Annotated in this window: 14 protein-coding genes; 6 read left to right on the top strand and 8 right to left on the bottom strand. The window is 69.7% G+C overall.

The annotated features are described in order from the left end of the window. Positions 1-65: 65 nt before the first annotated feature. Positions 66-1802: an arginine--tRNA ligase gene (argS, locus tag VM780_RS01860; RefSeq protein WP_325444530.1), complete on the bottom strand. Its 1737-nt coding sequence runs from the start codon at positions 1800-1802 to the stop codon at positions 66-68. A 31-nt stretch (positions 1803-1833) separates the two neighbouring features. Further along, the gene (locus tag VM780_RS01855) at positions 1834-3015 is read right to left on the bottom strand and encodes a deoxyguanosinetriphosphate triphosphohydrolase (protein ID WP_325444528.1); all 1182 of its coding nucleotides are present in this window, start codon (positions 3013-3015) and stop codon (positions 1834-1836) included. Between the two features lie 116 nt (positions 3016-3131). On the opposite strand from VM780_RS01855, the gene erpA reads away from it, so the two are divergent. After that, positions 3132-3473, top strand: a complete 342-nt coding sequence (gene erpA, locus VM780_RS01850; protein WP_325444526.1) for an iron-sulfur cluster insertion protein ErpA — start codon at positions 3132-3134, stop codon at positions 3471-3473. Positions 3474-3592: 119 nt separating this feature from the next. Beyond that, entirely contained in the window at positions 3593-3760 is a 168-nt protein-coding gene (gene rpmG / locus VM780_RS01845; protein ID WP_271169780.1) for a 50S ribosomal protein L33, read from the top strand. 55 nt (positions 3761-3815) lie between these two features. On the opposite strand, the gene VM780_RS01840 is transcribed toward rpmG, so the two are convergent. Together VM780_RS01840 and VM780_RS01835 are read right to left on the bottom strand one after the other, a co-directional pair. Then, positions 3816-5189: a PleD family two-component system response regulator gene (locus VM780_RS01840; RefSeq protein WP_325444522.1), complete on the bottom strand. Its 1374-nt coding sequence runs from the start codon at positions 5187-5189 to the stop codon at positions 3816-3818. Between the two features lie 9 nt (positions 5190-5198). After that, positions 5199-5570 (bottom strand): response regulator, encoded by a 372-nt coding sequence (locus tag VM780_RS01835; protein ID WP_325444520.1) that lies wholly within the window; start codon positions 5568-5570, stop codon positions 5199-5201. A 157-nt stretch (positions 5571-5727) separates the two neighbouring features. Here VM780_RS01835 and VM780_RS01830 point away from each other — a divergent pair, with 157 nt between their 5' ends. Beyond that, entirely contained in the window at positions 5728-6018 is a 291-nt protein-coding gene (locus VM780_RS01830) for a DUF3572 domain-containing protein (RefSeq protein WP_325444518.1), read from the top strand. Positions 6019-6043: 25 nt separating this feature from the next. Continuing rightward, complete coding sequence (locus VM780_RS01825) at positions 6044-7315, top strand: DNA polymerase IV (RefSeq protein WP_325444516.1); 1272 nt, start codon at positions 6044-6046, stop codon at positions 7313-7315. A gap of 4 nt (positions 7316-7319) precedes the next feature. Here VM780_RS01825 and VM780_RS01820 read toward each other — a convergent pair whose 3' ends face one another. Then, a complete protein-coding gene (locus VM780_RS01820) occupies positions 7320-8156 on the bottom strand; it encodes a cell envelope integrity EipB family protein (RefSeq protein WP_325444514.1) in 837 nt (278 codons plus the stop codon). Between the two features lie 137 nt (positions 8157-8293). On the opposite strand from VM780_RS01820, the gene VM780_RS01815 reads away from it, so the two are divergent. Continuing rightward, on the top strand, positions 8294-8773 hold the full coding sequence (locus tag VM780_RS01815) for a RidA family protein (RefSeq protein WP_325444512.1): 480 nt from the start codon (positions 8294-8296) through the stop codon (positions 8771-8773). Then, positions 8770-9555, top strand: a complete 786-nt coding sequence (locus VM780_RS01810; protein WP_325444510.1) for a glycerophosphodiester phosphodiesterase family protein — start codon at positions 8770-8772, stop codon at positions 9553-9555. The genes VM780_RS01815 and VM780_RS01810 overlap by 4 nt, the downstream gene beginning before the upstream one ends. Here the strand turns inward: VM780_RS01810 and VM780_RS01805 are convergent. The 3 genes from VM780_RS01805 to VM780_RS01795 all read right to left on the bottom strand — a co-directional run bounded on the left by VM780_RS01805 (position 9552) and on the right by VM780_RS01795 (position 18246). Next, positions 9552-10343 carry a hypothetical protein gene (locus VM780_RS01805; protein ID WP_325444508.1) on the bottom strand — a complete coding sequence of 264 codons (792 nt, stop codon included), beginning with the start codon at positions 10341-10343 and terminating at the stop codon, positions 9552-9554. The two genes, VM780_RS01810 and VM780_RS01805, sit on opposite strands and share 4 nt — an antisense overlap. A gap of 131 nt (positions 10344-10474) precedes the next feature. Beyond that, entirely contained in the window at positions 10475-10816 is a 342-nt protein-coding gene (locus VM780_RS01800) for an Hpt domain-containing protein (RefSeq protein WP_325444506.1), read from the bottom strand. A 26-nt stretch (positions 10817-10842) separates the two neighbouring features. Beyond that, on the bottom strand, positions 10843-18246 hold the full coding sequence (locus VM780_RS01795) for a translocation/assembly module TamB domain-containing protein (protein ID WP_325444504.1): 7404 nt from the start codon (positions 18244-18246) through the stop codon (positions 10843-10845). Between the last annotated feature and the right edge of the window lie 49 nt (positions 18247-18295).

Raw genomic sequence — 18295 nt, 5'->3', positions numbered from 1 at the left:
GCCTCCGCGCGCCTTCCGTAAGAGCGGCTGCGCCCGGTGCGCCGAATTTTTCGGCGTCGGACGCATCACCGCATCTCGTCAGGAGCCGCGACCCCCAGAATACCAAGGCCCGACGCGAGGACCAACACGAGGGCCCTCACCAAGGCCAGGCGAGCATGGGACAACAATGCATTGTTTTCCATAATGAAGCGTAAATCCGGCGAATCCTTGCCCCTGTTCCAATGGGCATGGAACTCGCTCGCGAGGTCGTGGAGGAAGAACGCGATCCTGTGCGGCTGCCGCGCCGCCGCCGCCTGCTCCACCGCCCGCGGCCACGCCGCGATGCGCTTGATCAGCGTCTGCTCGCCCGGATCGCTCAGCAGCGACAGGTCCGCAGTGGCGCTCTCCCCGTGCATCGCCAGCCCGTTCCTGAGGATCGATTGGGCGCGGGCGTGAGCGTACTGAACGTAGAACACCGGATTGTCGCGCGACTGCTCGGTGACCTTGGCGAAGTCGAAATCCAACACGGCGTCGTTCGAGCGGAACAGCATCATGAATCGCACCGCGTCCCGCCCGACCTCGTCGACCACGTCCCGCAGCGTGACGAAGTCCCCGGCCCGCTTCGACATCCGCACCGGCTCGCCGGCGCGGAACAGCCGCACGAGCTGGCAGAGCTCGACGGTCACCCGGGCGGCGCCGCCTGAAAGCGCCCGACCGACGGCCTCAAGGCGCTTCACATAGCCGCCGTGATCGGCGCCGAGGACGAAAACCATCTCCTCGAAGCCGCGCTGGTACTTCGCCCGGAAATACGCCACGTCGGCCGCGAAATAGGTGTAGGAGCCGTCCGACTTCATCAGCGGCCGGTCGATGTCGTCGCCGAAGTCGGCCGAGCGGAACAGCGTCTGCTCCCGGTCTTCCCAATCTTCAGGAAGCTGGCCCTTGGGCGGCGGCAGCCTGCCCTCGTAGACGAGCCCCTGCGCGCGCAGATCCTCGACGGCGCGAACGATCGGTCCGTCGGGCCCATGCAGCGTGCGCTCGGAGAAGAACACCTCGTGCACGATGCCGAGGCTCGCGAGATCCTCCCGGATCATTTCCATCATCGCCGAGATCGCGGCTTCGCGGACGATCGGAAGCCATTCGTCCTCCGCCATCTCGCGCAGCGAAGCGCCGTAGAGATCCACCAGGCCCGTGCCGACGGGCTTCAGATAGTCTCCCGGGTAAAGCCCCTCCGGGATCGCGCCGATGTCCTCGCCGAGGGCCTCGCGGTAGCGCAGGAAGGCGGAGCGCGCGAGCACGTCGACCTGCGCCCCGGCGTCGTTGACGTAATATTCGCGGGTCACCTCGTCGCCCGCGAAAACGAGCAGGTTCGCGAGCGAGTCGCCGAACACGGCGCCGCGGCAGTGCCCGACATGCATCGGGCCGGTCGGATTGGCGGAGACGTATTCGACATTGACCTTGGCGGGGCTCGCCTTCGCCGGCTTGCCGTAGTCCACGCCGGCCGCGAGCGCGCCTTCGAGCGCGCGGCGCCAGAAGTCCTGGGTCATCGTGGCGTTCACGAAGCCCGGCCCCGCCACGCTGACGGCCGCCACGTCGGGGTCGTTCTGCAGCTTGTCGGCGATGACGCCGGCGAGATCGCGCGGCTTCAGCCCGAGATCCTTGGCCAGAACCATGGCGGCGTTGGTCGCCATGTCGCCGTGGCTCGGGTCGCGCGGAGGCTCGACGACGATGCGCGAGAGCTCCGGAAGACGCGCGATCGCGCCCTCGGCGGCGAGCGCCTCGAGGATCGAGCGCAGGCGCGCGGCGAAGTCGGCGAAGACGTTCATGGGCTTTCCGGATGCCAGGGAGGCCCGGCGGCTAACGCAATTCCGGGGTCGCGTCAAACAGACGGCGGTGCTCGGTCAGCGCATAGCGATCCGTCATGCCGGCGATGAAGTCCGCGACCGCACGCGCATGGCTGGTCTCGCCGCCACGGCCGGCCTCGCGCGCCCATTCGGCGGGAAGCGCCTCCGGATCGGCAAAATAGCGGTCGAACAGGTCCGACAGCACGCCCGCCGCCGCCGACATCACCCGGTCGACATGAGCGTGCCGGTACATGCGCGCCGTCAGCAGCCGCTTCACCCCGCGTTCCGCCTCCGCCATCGCGGGCGAGAAGCCGATCAGCGCCTGCGGGGCGGCGCGCACCTCCTCGAGATCGGCCGGCGCAAGCGCTTCGATGCGGCGGGCGCTCTCGGAGATCGCATCCTCGACAAGCCGGGTGATCACGCGGCGCACGGTTTCATGGCCGCGCCGATCGTCATCGAGCCCGGGATAGCGCGCGTCCACCTCGGCGAGAATATCGGCGAGCATCGGGTCCTCGCGGAGCTCGTCCAGCCGGAACAGACCTGCACGCAGCCCATCGTCGACGTCGTGGGCATCATAGGCGATGTCGTCAGCGATCGCGGCCGCCTGGGCCTCGGCGCTGGCATGGCCTTGGAGCGGAACGCCGGAGCGCCCCGCGACCTCCACGATCGCCGGCGTCAGCTCATGGCCGACCAGTGGGCCGTTGTGCTTCGCCACGCCCTCCAGCGCCTCATAGGTGAGGTTCAGCCCGTCGAACTCCGCGTAGCGCCGCTCGAGCCGCGTCAGGACCCGCAGCGACTGCGCGTTGTGATCAAAGCCGCCATAGGCGGCCATCCGCGCGTCGAGCGCCCGCTCGCCCGCATGGCCGAACGGCGCGTGGCCGAGATCGTGCGCAAGCGCCACCGTCTCCGCGAGATCCTCGTCGAGCCCGAGCGCGCGGGCGATCGAACGCGCGATCTGGGCGACTTCGAGCGTATGGGTGAGCCGCGTCCGGAAGTGGTCCCCTTCGTGGTAGATGAAGACCTGCGTCTTGTGTTTCAGCCGCCGGAACGCGGTCGAGTGCAGCACCCGGTCGCGGTCGCGCTGGAATTCGGTGCGGGTGGCGCTCGGCGGTTGCGGAACCGCCCGGCCTTGGCTCAGCCTCGGATCGGCCGCATAAGGCGCGCGCGGCCGCAGAATCCAGCTGGTGACGTCCACGCGCCCTCCGGGTCGGCTGTCGCGCCGCGTTGACCACGCGACGAGGCGTGCTTACCTCTCTGGCGGAAGGCGCGGCAATGGCCCCCGCCCAAATCGATCGAATGTCGCGATAGCCCATGAGCATCGACACAGTCGCCCCCGTCAACGTCACCGAGCGCGCAGCCGGGCGTATCCGCGAGATCCTCGCCCAGGAGCCGCCGAACACGATGCTGCGCGTCAGCGTCCTCGGCGGCGGGTGCTCCGGCTTCCAGTATGATTTCGGCTTCGACACGCAGGCCCAGCAGGACGATCTCGTGATCTCCCGCGCGGGCGCGACCGTTCTGATCGACCCGATCTCCCTGCCCTATCTGGCGGGTTCCGAGATCGATTTCGTGGACGAGCTGATCGGCGCGGCGTTCAAGATCGTCAATCCGAACGCCACCTCCTCCTGCGGCTGCGGAACCAGCTTCTCGGTCTGAGCCGGAGACGCGCGGGATTTTCCCTGCGCGGCTTGACAGGCGCCCGCGCGTGAGTAGGTTGCGCGCTCGCTCGAATTCCAGACTGCGGCGCTTCGCGCCCGCCCGCTCGAGGTTCCGTCATGGCGAAAGCCGCCAACATCAAGATCAAGCTGCTGAGCACGGCCGACACCGGCTTCTTCTACGTGACCAGCAAGAACTCGCGCACCAAGACCGAGAAGATGGTGCTGAAGAAGTACGATCCGGTCGCGCGCAAGCACGTCGACTTCAAGGAAACCAAGGTCAAGTAACCTGGTCTCCTGGTCCAGATCGAGGCGCCCTCCGGGGCGCCTTTTTCGTTTGAGGTCAGGCCGCGTCAGCGACCACGCGGTTCCGGCCGGCCGCCTTGGCGCGGTAGAGCGCGAGATCCGCGCGCTTCAGCAGAGCGGCCGCGTCGTCTTCGGCCCCGAGGAAACTCGCCACGCCGATCGAGACGGTGACCTCGATGGAGCGCTGTCCGCCTGAGATCGCGAATGGCGCAGCCGCGGTCTTGGAGCGGATTCGCTCGGCCACGATCTGGGCCACTGCGGCGTCCGTCTCGGGCATGATGACGACGAATTCCTCGCCGCCGAGACGGCAGGCGAGATCGATGCCGCGAACGCTCGCCTTCAGCCGCCGGGAGAACTCGCGCAGCACGTCGTCGCCTGCGTCATGACCGTAGCTGTCGTTGACGCTCTTGAAGAAATCGATGTCGACCACGAGCGCCGACAGCGGCCGACCGCGCCCCGTCGCCTGATCGAGCAGGCTCTGGAGATGCATCTCCATGTAGCGGCGATTGTGCAGCCCCGTGAGGCCGTCGGTGATCGCGAGCTCCATGCTGGCCTGCAGGTTCGACCGGAGCTGCGCCGTATAGCGCTTGCGGCGGACCTGCGTGCGGATCCGTGCGGTCAGTTCGGCCGGATCGAGCGGCCGGACGACATAGTCGTTCACTCCGACCTCGAGCCCGCGCAGCACGCGCGCATTGTCGTCGGGCCCGGCGATCAGAACCACCGGGGTCATGCGCGTGCGCTCCAGCGAGCGCAGCTGGGCGCACAGCCTGAGCGCGTCGAAGCCGTCGAGCGAAAGCGAGACCAGCACGACGTCGTAGTCGCCCTCGGCGGCGCGGAACAGCGCCTCCTGGGGGCTGGTCTCGACATCGACCGTCTGCGACGCCGCGAGCGCCGCCGCGATCCGCCTCCACGAGTTTTCGCGGTCGTCGACGAGCAGGACGCGACCGTCCATGCCGGGGTCGCTGACCGCCTCCATCAGCGCGTCGGACAGGCCGATCTCGCGCGTGGTCTGAGCCCGCAGCCGTAACTCGTCCCCGAGCATCTTGAGCCGCGCCAGGGAGCGCACGCGCGCAAACAGCGCGACGTCCACCACCGGCTTCGTCAGGAAGTCGTCCGCGCCGGCCTCCAGTCCGCGGACGCGGTCCGCCGGCTGATCGAGGGCGGTGACGATGATGACGGGGATGTGGTGCGTCTTCGGGTCGGTCTTCAGCCGGCGGCAGACCTCGAAGCCGTCCATGCCCGGCATCATGACGTCGAGCAGCACGATGTCGCACTGGGCGCGCGCGCAGACCTCCAGCGCCTGGAAGCCGTCCGAGGCCGTCGTGACCTCGAAATATTCGGCCGTCAGCCGGACCTCGAGGAGCTTGCGGTTGGCGGGGATGTCGTCGACGACGAGAACGCGCGCGGTCATCCGGGCGGCTCAGTCTTCGCCGAGAAAGTGCCGGACGGTCTCGAGGAACTTCGACACCGAGATCGGCTTGGACAGATAGGCCTCGCAGCCGCCGCCGCGGATTCGCTCCTCGTCGCCCTTCATGGCGAAGGCCGTCACGGCGATCACCGGGATGTCGCGGGTGCGCTCGTCCTCCTTGATCCATCGCGTGACGTCCAGTCCGGAAACTTCGGGCAGCTGGATGTCCATGAGGATGAGGTCGGGCATATGGGTGCGGGCGAGATCGAGCGCCTCGATGCCGTTGCGGGTCTCGATGGTCGCGTAGCCGTGCGCCTCCAGCAGATCGTGGAAGAGCTTCATGTTGAGCTCGTTGTCCTCTACGATCAGGACGGTCTTGGGCATGTCGATCCTGTGCTCTTCCGCGCGGACGCTCGCGGGGCCCGAGGCCATCCGGGACCAGAGCGGCCAGGCGGAAATATACGCCGCCTGGCGATCTTCGCCGAACTCTCGTTGTTTCCAAAAATGTTACAGATCATTCGTTGCGAAAAGGCGAACGAACATGCTGAAGCGCCCGTCCGAAATGCCCCCGGCCGAGGCGATCGGCGCGAAGGCGCTGAGCTTTCTGGCGGGCGACATGGAGCGGCTGGGGCGGTTTCTGGCTTTGTCGGGGCTGGAGCCTCGCACCATCCGTGACGCGGCGCGCGACACGTCCTTCCTGCCCGCCGTGCTCGATTACGTGCTCGCCGACGAGCGGCTGCTGTTCGACTTCGTGGAGGCCGAGGGCCTGCCGCCGGAGGCGGTGTCGCGCGCGCGGCGCGAGCTCGGCCCCCGCGAGCCGTTGGTCGACTGAACCGGCCGCCGAAGGCTAACGGGCCATGTCCGACCGGACGCTGCGCTTCTGTCGGGACTGCTTGGCGCCGGCGGACGAGGCGCGGCGCTGCGCCCGATGCGGCAGCCCGCGGATCGCGAGCCATCCGGCGCTTGGCGACATGACGATCGCCCATGTCGACTGCGACGCCTTCTTCGCGGCGATCGAGAAGCGCGACGACCCTTCGCTCGCCGACAGGCCCGTCATCATCGGCGGCGGCAAGCGCGGCGTCGTCTCGACCGCCTGCTACATCGCGCGCATCAGCGGGGTGAAGTCGGCCATGCCGATGTTCCAGGCGCTGAAGCTCTGCCCCGACGCCGTCGTGATCAAGCCGAACATGGCGAAGTATGTCGAGGCCGGCCGCGCCGTGCGGGCGAAGATGCTGGCTTTGACGCCGCTCGTGGAGCCGCTGTCGATCGACGAGGCGTTCCTCGACCTCGGCGGCACCGAGCGCCTGCATCATGCGCCGCCCGCCATCGTGCTGGCGCGCTTCGCCAAGGAGGTCGAGCGCGAGGTCGGGATCACGGTCTCGGTCGGCCTCGCGTCCAACAAGTTCCTGGCGAAGATCGCTTCCGACCTCGATAAGCCGCGCGGCTTCGCGGTGCTGTCGCTGGAGGAAGCGCCGAGCTTTCTGGCGCCGAAGCCCGTCGGCTTCCTGTGGGGCGTCGGCCCGGCCTTGGCCGCGACGCTGACGCGCGACGGGCTGCGCACCATCGGCGATCTACAGCGGGCCGAGCCGCGCGAGCTGGCGCGTCGCTATGGCGAGCACGGCATGAGGCTGTCCCAGCTCGCCTTCGGCCGGGACTCGCGCCCGGTGCGGCCGGACCGCGAGCGAAAGAGCGTCGGGGCCGAGACCACCTTCGAGACGGACATCACAGATCCGGAGGCGCTCGCCGCGCATCTTTGGCGTCTTTCGGAAAAGGTCGCAGGTCGCCTGCGCGCCGATGCGATCGCAGGGCGGACGGTCACGCTGAAATTGAAGACGGCGGACTTTCGACTGCGGACGCGCGCTCAGGCGCTGTCGTCCTCGACCCGACTCGCCGGCCGGATTTTCGAGGCGGCGCGAGAGCTGCTCGCGCGCGAGGCCAACGGCGCGAGCTTTCGGCTCATCGGCGTCTCGATGTCGGATCTGGCGCCCGCCGCGGAGGCGGACCCGCCTGATCTCGAGGGCCGCCTCGCCAAGCTCGACGCGATCGAGGGCGCGGTCGCAAGCCTGCGCGCGCGCTTCGGGGGCGATGCGGTGGAGAGGGCGTTCGCGCAGCGCTCGCGCGAACGATAAACCGTCACCGACAGGCGGTCGGCTTCAGGAACTCGAGCTCCTTCAGCTCGCCGTCGAGCACGAACTCCCCGTAGTCGATCCGGAGCGCGCGACTGACGCCGTTCTCATAGAGGTCGAAGCTCATCTGATAATCGGGCGTCTGCTCGCCATCCGCTTTCTTGCCGCGCTCGAAATAGCTGACCGTCACCGGCCAGTAGCGCGCCTTCGCGAGCTCCTGGACGCGCGCCGGCGCTTCGAGCACGGCGGGCGGCGCATCGCTGCCTTCGCCGACGACGCTGAGCGTGTCGTAGCTCTTGTCGCCATTCTCCGAGCCGTCATAGACCCCCGCCTCGAGCAGCGGCTCGCCGCGCTCGCCGGCCTCGATGATCTTGACCAGATGCTCCGTCGGAAACAGCGTCTTGGGATCGAACGAGCTGGAGGCGCCCGCCGGCTTCTTCAGCGTGACCTTCAGGGCCCCGCCGGAGCGGTCGGCCCGGCCGTCGGTGTCGCGATCCAGCTGCTGATTCAGAAAATTCTGCGCCGTGAACCGGAAGCTCTGCGCCTTGCCGTCCTCCCACGTCGCGGACCGCAGGTCCGAGACATTGGTGCCGCCCTCATCGCTCGCGATCTCGGTCACCTGACGGAAGTTGAGCGCGTAGCCCTCACAGGCGTTGCCGGTGAACTCGTAGACGATGCGGCCCCTCACCTGGTCGACCTGGGTGGAGCCGCGGGTCTCCCGCAGCTTCAGCTCATAAACCGCCCTGTGCGGCGCTAACGTCACCGCCGCCTGGACCGACTGAGCCGCCGCGAGCGGGACGACCAGAGCCGCGGCTGCGACAAAATATCGACGGAGCTGGATCACTGAATGACGGTCTCGCTCGGTTGTCGTTTCATTGTGCGACGCCGTCATCTAAACGCAATCAGGCGACGGACGCGGCGCGTCGATAACGACGCGACGCGGCGGAAATAGGTCCTTTCCACCTCGAGCGGGAGAGACGGATGGCTGGACGCATCGAAACGCGGCTCACGGAACTGGGCGTGGTCCTGCCCGAAGCTCCGGCGCCGGCGGCCAATTACGTGCCGGCCGTCATCAGCGGATCGACCCTTTATGTCTCCGGGCAGCTGCCCTTCGGTCCCGACGGGCTGACGGCCACGGGGCGGCTGGGCGAGAACGTGACGGTTGAGCAGGCTCGCGAAGCGGCGAAGCTTTGCGCCGTGAACATCCTGGCGCAGGCGCGCGCTGCGCTGGGCGATCTCGACCGCATCGGCCGCGTCGTGAAGCTGACCGGGTTCGTCGCCTCGACGCCGGAGTTTTACGACCAGCCCAAGGTGGTGAACGGGGCTTCGGACTTCCTCGCCGAGGCGCTGGGAGAGGCCGGACGCCACGCGCGTTCCGCCGTCGGGGTCGCCGCCCTGCCGCTCGGAGCGGCGGTCGAGGTCGAGGCCATCATCGAAATCTCCTCAGGAGCCGGAGCTTGAAGCTCGACTGGCTGATCGCGGCGCCGATCGCTCACCGCGGTCTCCATGACGCAGCGCTCGGCGTGCTCGAAAACACTCCGGCGGCCGTATCGCGCGCGTTGGACGCGGGCTTCTCTGTCGAGATCGACGTGCGAGAAACCGCTGACGGCGAGGCCGTGGTGTTCCATGACGCGACCCTCGAGAGGCTGACGGGCCGCAAGGGTCGTGTGAGCGAGTCGACCCTGGCGGAGCTGAGCAAGCTGGAGCTGCTCGGCTCCACGGACCGCTTCTGGACCCTCGCGGAATGCCTCGAGCTCGTCGCCGGCCGCGGCGCGCTGGTGATCGAGATCAAGGCGCCCTGGCGCAAGGATCCGGATTTCGCCCGGCGGGTGGCCGAACAGGTCGTCGGACGGGGCGAGCCGATCGCCGTGAAGTCGTTCAATCCCCGGGCGATAGCGGCGGTTCGCGAGGTCGCGCCGAAGCTTGCGCGCGGAATCATCGGAGAGGCCTTCGCCGATGATAACCCGGCGTGGAAGCATCTGACGGCGAGGCAGCGGGCGAGCGCGCGCGATATCAAGCACCGCAAGAAGACGAAGCCGCACTTCTTGTCCTGGGACAGGAACGATCTGCCGCGGCCAGCCGTCGCGGAAGCCCGGGAGCGTGGCCTGCCGGTGCTGACATGGACCGTGACGAACCCCGACGAACAGGTGCAGGCGCTCGCTTATGCGGACCAGATCGTCTTCGAAGGCTTCACGCCAGCCGCGGCCGCGGGCGCCGAAGACGCTCAGGAGCGGCGGGCTTAAAACCGGTAGCCGATCCCGACCGAGCCGCCGCGCTCGTCCATGGCGTCCTTGCCGATCGGGGTCGCGAAGACCGCGCCGTAGACCGTCAGCCGCTCCGTCAGATCGAACAGCGCCGCGCCCTGAAGCTTGTGGATGCGCTGCCTGAGGGCGTAGGGGCCCTTCCATCGCTCAAGACCGATCGTGTTGAACGATTGCGCGAGGATCAGCCAGCGCGGCGCGATCCTGACGCCGAGCGTCGCGTCGAACCGAAGCTCGTCCGCAGGATCGCCGCTGCGCGTGCGGTAGCCGGCCTGCAGGTCCAGGAACCAGGGTCGGCCGAACGCCTCAAAGCTGCGCGCGACGAGGCCGCGAAGATCGATCTGGTCATCCGTCTCGCCGACCGCTGCGAAGCCCTCGCTCTTCTTGGCGCCAGCGAGGGTGACGGAGGCCTGCGCCGAAGCGATCCAGCCGTCCGCCTCGAACAAACGAAGGCGCGCCCCGAGCTCCGACCGGCCAAGCCCCTTCCGGGTGGAGCTGGTTCCGTCTTTCGCCGATATCCTCTCCAGCGCTGAGGATCCGAAGATCGTGAGGCCATCGCGGAGCCCGTACTCTGCGAACGCCTGCAGATCGTATTTCCGGTATCGGCCTCGCGACCTGAGCTTGCCGCCACCGTCGAAATAGCGGTCGCCGGACGTCAGCAGCCCGGAGACGAAGAGCTTCGCTTCGCCCTCCTGAAGCGTGAAAGCGCCCGCGCGCGCCGGCGCCGCGCCTGCCAGCAGCCACGCCGCGGCGATGACCCAGACGATCACACGGCTTCCCAGCCGAAACACCCGACCGTCCCCCGATCGTGACGGATACGCTGCGCCGTCGCCCGGGGCTAACGGCCACCCTCAGATACTGAAGCGGCTCGGGCGACGCCCGCAATGGTTTTGATTCGGCGTCAGCTCGCCACAGAGGCGAGCGCCCTCAGATCGCGCCGGAGACGCTGCGCGAATTCCGCGGTCAGGGGGCCCGTCGGCGCGGCGACGAGCGTCGCTTCGAGGTCGCGCGCGCGGGCGCCCACGACCGCCAGGCCGATCGTCGGAGCGCTTCCGGCGAGGTTGTGCAGCGCCATCCTGAGCGCGTCGCGGGCCGCCTGCGCGGCAGCGTCATCGCCGGAGGCCGTCTCAACGAGCGCTGCAAGCTCCTCGGTCCGCTGCGCAAGGCTGTCGAGCAGCCGCGTGCGCGCCACATCGATCCGCGCGGCGAGCAGAGTTCGGACATGGTCGTCCCGAGCGGCCATGTGGTCCCTTGGACTGCGCTGCCCTGTCAGTAGTCCCACTGCACGGCCACGCCTGCCGAGGCGTTGCCGGCCGCGCCTGCTTCGGCGCGCGCCTTGACGTTCTTGGTCAGATCGATGTCGGCGGTGACGCCGGTGTCCTCGGGCGTCGTGCCGGTGCGGAAGCCGAGATAGATGTTGTCGGAGATGTAGCGGCTGACGCCGACGCCGAAGCCGCCGCCCTGGCCGGCTCCGAGGTCGAGACTGTCGACGCCGAGACCCTTGCGAAGACTTTCGAGCGGCCCCGTCCCGCCGCCGCCGACGCCGCTGTATTCCGCGACCGCCTGGGCGAGCTGCAGCGCCTGCGTCGGCGACAGCTCGCCGGATGACTTGTTGAACAGCAGGCGCGCTAGAACCTCGTCGGTCGGCAAGGTGGGATTCGAGGTGAAGCTGACCTGTGGAGCCGAGGCCGTGCCGGTGATGACCACTTGCGCGGTGATGTCGCCGGCCTTCGTCTCCGCCAGGAAATCCAGCGCGGGATCCAGGTCTCCGGCGAAGGAGACGGCGCCGCGGGTGAAATCGAGCCGGTGGCCGATGACGGTGATCTGGCTGCGCCCCTGACGCAGCTGGAAAGCGCCGACCGGCACGGGATTGGCGGAGGTGCCGGTGATCTTGATCTGGCCGCCAGCCTCGGCCTGCATGCCCATGCCGCGGATGAAGATGCGGTTGTTGGCCTCGACGTCGATGTCGAGCGTCGCGAGGAAGCCCTCGTCGGAGCCGCCCTTCTTCTTGCCGGCGTTCACGCTGTTGAACTGGCGGAGCACGGCGGGCGGCGCGCCCTTGTGACGGACGTCCGGCAGCGGCGTGTAACGGGCCGGGATGCGGTCCGGGATCTGAATCTCGACCGAACGTGTGCGGATCGTGCCCCGCACCACCGGCCGCCGCGCCAGTGGGCCCTGCAGGCGGAGATCCGCGTCGGTGATGGCCGTCACGATGTCGGTGCCGATCACCTCAGCATTGCTGGCCTGGAAGTTGATTTCGCCGGGGAAGCCAGCCGCGGGATTGACCGCGACTCGGCCCGAGCCCGAGATCGTGCCGCCGTTGCGGGTGGTGGCGCGCAGGCTCCGGACGTCGATGTTCGGTCCGTCAGCGACGATGGAAGCCTGCATTCCGCGCAATTGCAGCCCTGCGGCGCGGTTGAAGTAGGAGGCGTTCTCAAGCCGCCCCGCGCCGTTGACGCGCGGCGCGCTGGTCGGACCGGCGAGCTTCACGTCGAAGGTCGCGACCCCGTCGATCCGATCGCCCGAGACGGACAGCGTGTCGTTGAGGAAGGCCAGCGGCGCGCGGCCGGCGACCGCGAGATCGAGATTGCCGGCCCCGAGAGGCGCGGTTCCGCGCGCGGTGACCCGCAGGCCGCGGGCCGCGGTGACCACCGCATCGGTCGAGACCCGATCGCCCTGCAGCTGGCCCTTGGCGTCGATCTGGGCGGCCGGCACGCCGGCGCTGCGGGTCGCTGCTGTCGAGAGGCTGCTGACCCGAAGCGTGTAACTGCCGGTGGGCGCGGCGATCGTCCCGCCGATCTTGGCGTCGCCCTGCAGGGTCCCCTGCGCGCCGAGCCCGGGTGAAAAGCCATTGGCGAGCGCGACCGGCACGCTGCGGAGCGCCACCGTGACGTCGAGCGCGCCCGCGGCGCCGAGCGGCGCCGAGCCGTTCGCCGTCAGGCGGAGGCCGCCGCCGCCCGTCACCGCCGCGTCGGTCGTCACCCTGCCATTGGCGAGATCGCCCTTGGCGGCGACCGTCATGGCCGGCACGCCCCGCGCCTGCGCCGCGGTCAGGTTGGTCACGCGCAGGTCGTAGCGTCCGCCCGGGGCGGTGAGCGGCCCCGTCACACGCGCAGAGCCTGCGAGCGATCCGCCGAGGCCGAGGCTCGGCATGAAGCCATTGGCGATGGCGAGCGGCAGTTGCGCGATGTCGATCGCCAGATCGGCGTCGCCCGACCCGAGCGGGATCGCGCCCTTTGCAGTCGCGCGTACGCCGCCGCCGCCGGTGATGGCGGCGTCGGTCGTCACACGTTGTCCCTCAAGCGCGCCCTTGGCGACGACCTGGAGCGGCGCGACGCCGCGCGCCTGAGCGGCGGTGAGGTCGGTGACCGCGAGGTCGTAGGTCCCCTGCGGAGCGGCGATCGTGCCGCTGACGCGGGCGTTCGCCTTGAGCTTGCCGCCGAGACCGAGCTCAGGCGAGACTGCATTGGCGAGCGACAGCGGCAGGTCGTTGACGGCGAGAGCCATGTCCACCGCGCCCGCGCCATCGAGCGGCGCAGAACCTTTTGCGGTGAGGTTGACGCCGCCCTCTCCGGTCACCGTGGCATCGGTCGTGACCCGCTCGCCCTGCAGTTCGCCGCGCGCCGCGATCTGCAGCGGCGGCGCGCCCTTGGCGCGCGCGGAGCTCAGGCCGGCGACCGCGAGGTCGTAAGTTCCCCGCGGCGCGGTCAGCGGGCCCGCCACTTTGGCGGTCCCGCGCACGGACCCCGCGAGCCCGAGGTTGGGCGCAAAGGCGTTGGCGAGCGCAAGCGGCAGCTCGCGCAGGGCGACGTCCATATCCAGGTCGCCCTCGCCGATCGGGGCGGAGCCGCGCGCCGTCGCCTCGATCCCGCCGCCGCCCGTGATCGTGGTGTCGGTGGTGACCCGCTGCCCCTCCAGGGCGCCCTTGGTGACGACCTTCAGCGCCGGCACGCCCTTGGCGGCGGCGGAGGTGAGGTCGACGATGGTGAGGTCGTAGTCGCCGCGCGGCGCCGTCACCGGCCCCTTCACGATCGCGTCGCCCCGCACGGTTCCGGCGAGGCCGAGCTCCGGGCGAAAACTATTCGCAAGCGCGAGCGGCAGCTCGCGGATCGTGACCGCCATGTCGAGCTCGCCGTCGCCGAGCGGAGCCGAACCCTTGGCGGTGAGGCTGATCCCGCCCTTGCCGGTGATGGTGGCGTCTGTCGTCACGCGCTCGCCCCGCAGCTCGCCGCGGGCCGCCACCTGCAGGGCGGGAACGCCCTTGGCGTGCGCGGAGACAAGGTCCGAGACCTGCAGATCGTAGGTTCCGACAGGCCGCCGAACCGGGCCGGTGAGCTTTGCATCCCCACGCAGCAGTCCAGCCAACCCGAGATCGGCGCGGAAGTTGTTCGCGAGCGCGAGCGGGAGTGACCGGATCGACGCGGTCATGTCGATGTCCCCGTCGCCGAGCGGCGCGGACCCATTCGCGACGACGTCCAACCCACCGCCGCCGGTGATCTCCGTCTGCGTCGTGACGCGTTTGCCTTCAAGCGTTCCGCGCGTGTCGACCTGAAGCGGCGGCGCGCCCTTCAGCAGAGTGGCGTCCAAGCCCGAGATCCGCAGCGCATAGGTTCCGCGCGGCGCGCCGATCGGACCGAGGAGCTTCGCCTCGCCCTGGGCGGCGCCCGCAACGCCGAGTTCCGGGACGAAGGCGTTGGCGATGGCGAGTGGGAAGGCGCGGAGCGCGACGTCAAGGTCAAGGTCGCCGTCGCCGATCGGCGCGGCGCCCTGCACTGTCGCCTCGATGCCGCCGCCGCCCGTGATGGCAGCGTCGGTCGTGATGCGTTTCGGCGCAAGGGCGCCCTTCGCGGCGACGCGGAGCGCCGGCACGCCGCGCGCTTTGCCGGAGGCGACGTCCACCGCCGTGACGTCGTAGCTGCCGCTCGGAGCGGCGATCGGCCCCGCCAGATGCGCCGAACCGCGCAGCGTGCCGCTGACGTCGACATCGGGCGCGACGGCGCTCGCGAGCTGCAGCGGCAGCGCGCGGATCACGACGTCCATGTCGAGATCGCCGTCGCCGATCGGGGCGGCGCCCTGCGCGGAGAGATCTACGCCGCCGCCGGTCACGGTCGTCTGGGTCGTCAGGCGACGCCCTTCGAGCGCGCCATGCGTGGTGATCTGCAGGGCGGGCGCCCCCTGCGCCATGGCGGCGGTCAGACCCGTGACCTTGAGGTCATAATTGCCGCGCGGCGCGTCGACTGGGCCACTGAGCCGGACGTCGCCGCGCAGAGCGCCGCCGAGGCCGAGGTCGGGCCGCACGGCGTTCGCGAGCTTGAGCGGCAGATCGCGGATCGCGATCGCCATGTCGATTTCGCCCTTGCCGAGCGGCGCGACGCCCTGGGCGGTGACGCTGATCCCGCCCCCGCCGGTGATCGTGGCGTCGGTGGTCACGCGTGAACCCTCGAGGGCGCCCTTGGCCGCGACGGCGAGAGGAGGAACGCCCTGCGCCCTGCCGCTCACGAAATTGGCGACTTTGACGTCGTAGGTCCCGCGCGGCGCAGAAAGCGGCCCGGCGATTTTCGCGTCGCCCTGCAGGACGCCGCCGAGCGCGAGGTCGGGCATGTAGAGATTGGCGAGCGCGAGCGGCACGCTGCGGAGCCCCACGGTCATGTCGAGCTCTCCCGCGCCCAATGGCGCGGCGCCCCGTGCGGTGACGCTCAGCCCCCCGGCGCCGCTGACGCTCGTGTCGGTCACCACCCTGTCGCCCTCGAGGCGGCCCGTGGTGGCGAGCGCGAGCGGCGGGACCTTGGCGTCGCGCAGCTGCGCGATGGAAAGATCGCGGCCCTTCAGGCTGAAGGTCGCCTCCGGCGCAGTGGCCGCGCCCGTCACGCGCGCGTCGCCTTCGAGCACGCCGCCGAGCCCGAGCCCCGGCGTAAACGCGTTGCCGAGCGCGAGCGGCAGCGCCCGCAGACCGACCGTGAGGTCGAGCTGACCGCCCGCCTTGCCGGCGACGTTCAGCACGCCGCCTTCGTTCGCCCGCAGCGAGAACGCGTCGATCATCACGTCGGACCCGACGAGCCGCAACTTCGCGGGCGCGTTCAGCGACGCGGTCTTGCCGCCGCCCGCGAGATCAAGCCGGGGGACGTCGATCTTGGTCTCGGTCGGCGCGTAGACCACCCGACCCGCGGCGGAAGCCGACGAGCCCTGCGCGCTCATGTCGAGCGTCACGTCCATGCCGTCCGGCGCGCCTTTGGCCACGATGGAGAGCTTGTCGATCGCCTGGCCGCCATAGGACAGGCCCGACGCGTCGGCGGTCCCGTCCAGCCTGATCTTGCCCGCGGGATCGACCACATTGGCGGCGATCTGAAGCTGGCCGATCCGGGCGCCGGCGCCTGCGACGTTCGCGCCTGTGGCGTTGATCGCGATGCGCTGGACGTCGTTCTCGGCGGAGAGCGCGACGTCGCCCTTGAGGCTGCCGGCGAGCTCCGTCAGCGCTAGGGCACCTACGTCAGAGAGGTCCGCGGCGTCGATGGCGAGCTTGCCCGTGGCGAGGCCGCTGGGCGCGACTGCGACGTCGCCCTTGATGTTCGCGGAGGCGACTGTGAGGTCCAGCGCTTCGACGCGACGGACGCCCGATTCCTCGGTCACCAGCCTTCCGCCGCCCCGCATCGGGTTGCCGTCGAGCGAGCCCGAAAGAGCGAATGTGGCCCGCAGATTATCGGTCACGTCGGTCGCACCGACGTCGAAGGCGAGGTCCTTCAGCCTGCGGTCCATGGCGCGCCCGTCCGGCACAGAGAGCCGCGCCTTGACGCCGAGATCCTCCAGCCGGCCGCTCAGCGTGGCGTCGACCGTGGCGGCGCCGCTCAGCCGGGGGTCGACCAACGCAAGATCGTCCACCTCGGCTTTCGCCCTGGCGTCGGCGTTCGTCTGCGTCGCGGAGCCGTCCGCCGTCACCCGGACATGCTCGCCTTTGACCCGGAGGTCGCGGAACGCAAAAGAGCCGTCGGCGCCGCGGGTCACGCCGCCATTCAGCGCGAGAGAACCGCCGGACAGCGCGTCGACCTGCGGAACGCCCGTCTTGAGCCCGCTGGCGTCGCCGGCGACGTCAGCCGACAGTCGGGAAAGATCGTAGGCGAGATCGAAATTCGACGTCAGGTCGACAGCGCCCGCAAGTGGTCGACCCACGAGCGGCGCAAGCGTGGAAAGGTCGCTCGCCTTCAGGGTCGCCTTGCCCTTTGCGGCTTCAGGCGAGACCTGCCCGGAATAGGTGGCGACGGCGTTCGCAAGTTTGATCTCGGCGCGGCGGACCTCGGCCTCGCCCCGCAGGGTCGTGGTCGCATCGGCGGACAGCGCGAAACTGCGCCCGAGCGTAAACAGCCGGTCGTCGGCGAATTTCACCCCGTCGGCGGTTGCGTCGACGACCGCGGCGACGCGAGTGCTGTCCTGCGTCAGCGGGCCGTCAGGAGTCGCGGTGAGCGCGATCCGCGCCGTCTCGGCGCCGCCTTGCGGCGCGGCCAGTCCGCCGCCGTCGATCGTCGCCTTGATCTCGGGATGGTCGAGCGGGCCCTTGGCCGTGCCCACTGCCGAAAGCGAAACCCAGCTGACGCCCGCCGGGAGCATGCTGCCGAACCGCCCGACCTCGCCGGCCTTCAGATCGTAGGAGATCGCGATCGTCTCAGCCGTCGGGTCCACCGTTCCGCGCGCGCCGAGCTGGAGCGACGGCGCGTCGAGCGTCACGTCGCTGATCTCGATCGGCCCCTCGTCGGGCGCGAGCGCCTCCGCCGAAAGCTTCGTGGTGCCCTCGACGAGGGGCGCATAAGCGGGCTGCACGAGGCGGCTCACGTCGCCGTTGAGGCCGATCTTGATGCGGCGCGCCCTGCCCTCTCGGCTGACCTCGGCGGCGCCGTCGATCCGCCCCTGATCGCCCGCGATGAGCACGAGTTGCGCGCGCAGCGCGTCGAGCGTGCCGGAGCCCTGCATGCCGATATTGACCGGCGGCAGCCCGGGGATTTCGGCGAGCCGCGCCACCAGGCCGCCGGCCGGCTCGCTGCCCTTGAGCGAGAGCTCGACGCCATTGTTGGCGGGGATAAACCTTCCCTTGCCTTCGATCTGGCCTGCGGCGTCGTCGATCCGGTGCACCTCGAACTCGGCCGCGACGCCCTCCGACGGCTGGCGGATCGTCGCCGAAGCGCTCGCCGCAAGCCGCGCGGGCGCGCCGATCACAGGCTGCGCGAGATCGAGGTCCGCCAGCAGCAACCGCCCGAGGCGGATCTCGATCGGCAGTTGCGGGAACAACGGCGCATTGGGATCGACGGGGACTTGAGGCTCCTCGGACGGCGGAATGTCCGGAGTCCGCGCGACCTGGACATGGCCGACATCGACGAGATCGACGGTCAGCTTGCGCGAGAACAACTGCAGCGGCGACCACACGATGCGCGCGCGGTCGACGGCGAGCCACTCGCCTTTGCGATCGGCGAGCCGAAGGTCCCGAACGGTCAGATCGGTCGGAAAAGAGCCTTCGATCTTGCCGATGGAGATCTTCGCATCGGCCGAGCTCGCATAGCGCGACGTCAGGCTTGCGACCGTAGCCAAGCCAGGCGCGGTGGTGAGGTAGAGGAAGGCCGCCGCCAGGACGACCACTGGGATCAGCAGCAGGACGCCGAGCACGATGAGAGCGCGCTTCAGGATCGCCATCAGGTCGCCTCCCCCGCCGCAGCGGAAAGGATCGTCGCGTCGACGGCCA

This window comes from Hansschlegelia sp., assembly GCF_035538955.1.
Classification (GTDB): domain Bacteria; phylum Pseudomonadota; class Alphaproteobacteria; order Rhizobiales; family Methylopilaceae; genus Methylopila.
This window is presented reverse-complemented; position numbering and strand designations above follow the sequence as displayed.

Excerpts from the sequence above, each read along its gene's own strand:
- rpmG (WP_271169780.1), top strand. The coding sequence starts at position 3,593 with ATGGCGAAAGCCGCCAACATCAAGATCAAGCTGCTGAGCACGGCCGAC.
- VM780_RS01835 (WP_325444520.1), bottom strand. The coding sequence starts at position 5,570 with ATGCCCAAGACCGTCCTGATCGTAGAGGACAACGAGCTCAACATGAAG.
- VM780_RS01800 (WP_325444506.1), bottom strand. The coding sequence starts at position 10,816 with ATGGCCGCTCGGGACGACCATGTCCGAACTCTGCTCGCCGCGCGGATC.
- VM780_RS01795 (WP_325444504.1), bottom strand. The coding sequence starts at position 18,246 with ATGGCGATCCTGAAGCGCGCTCTCATCGTGCTCGGCGTCCTGCTGCTG.
- VM780_RS01815 (WP_325444512.1), top strand. The coding sequence starts at position 8,294 with ATGGCTGGACGCATCGAAACGCGGCTCACGGAACTGGGCGTGGTCCTG.
- VM780_RS01825 (WP_325444516.1), top strand. The coding sequence starts at position 6,044 with ATGTCCGACCGGACGCTGCGCTTCTGTCGGGACTGCTTGGCGCCGGCG.
- erpA (WP_325444526.1), top strand. The coding sequence starts at position 3,132 with ATGAGCATCGACACAGTCGCCCCCGTCAACGTCACCGAGCGCGCAGCC.
- argS (WP_325444530.1), bottom strand. The coding sequence starts at position 1,802 with ATGAACGTCTTCGCCGACTTCGCCGCGCGCCTGCGCTCGATCCTCGAG.
- VM780_RS01830 (WP_325444518.1), top strand. The coding sequence starts at position 5,728 with ATGCTGAAGCGCCCGTCCGAAATGCCCCCGGCCGAGGCGATCGGCGCG.
- VM780_RS01840 (WP_325444522.1), bottom strand. The coding sequence starts at position 5,189 with ATGACCGCGCGCGTTCTCGTCGTCGACGACATCCCCGCCAACCGCAAG.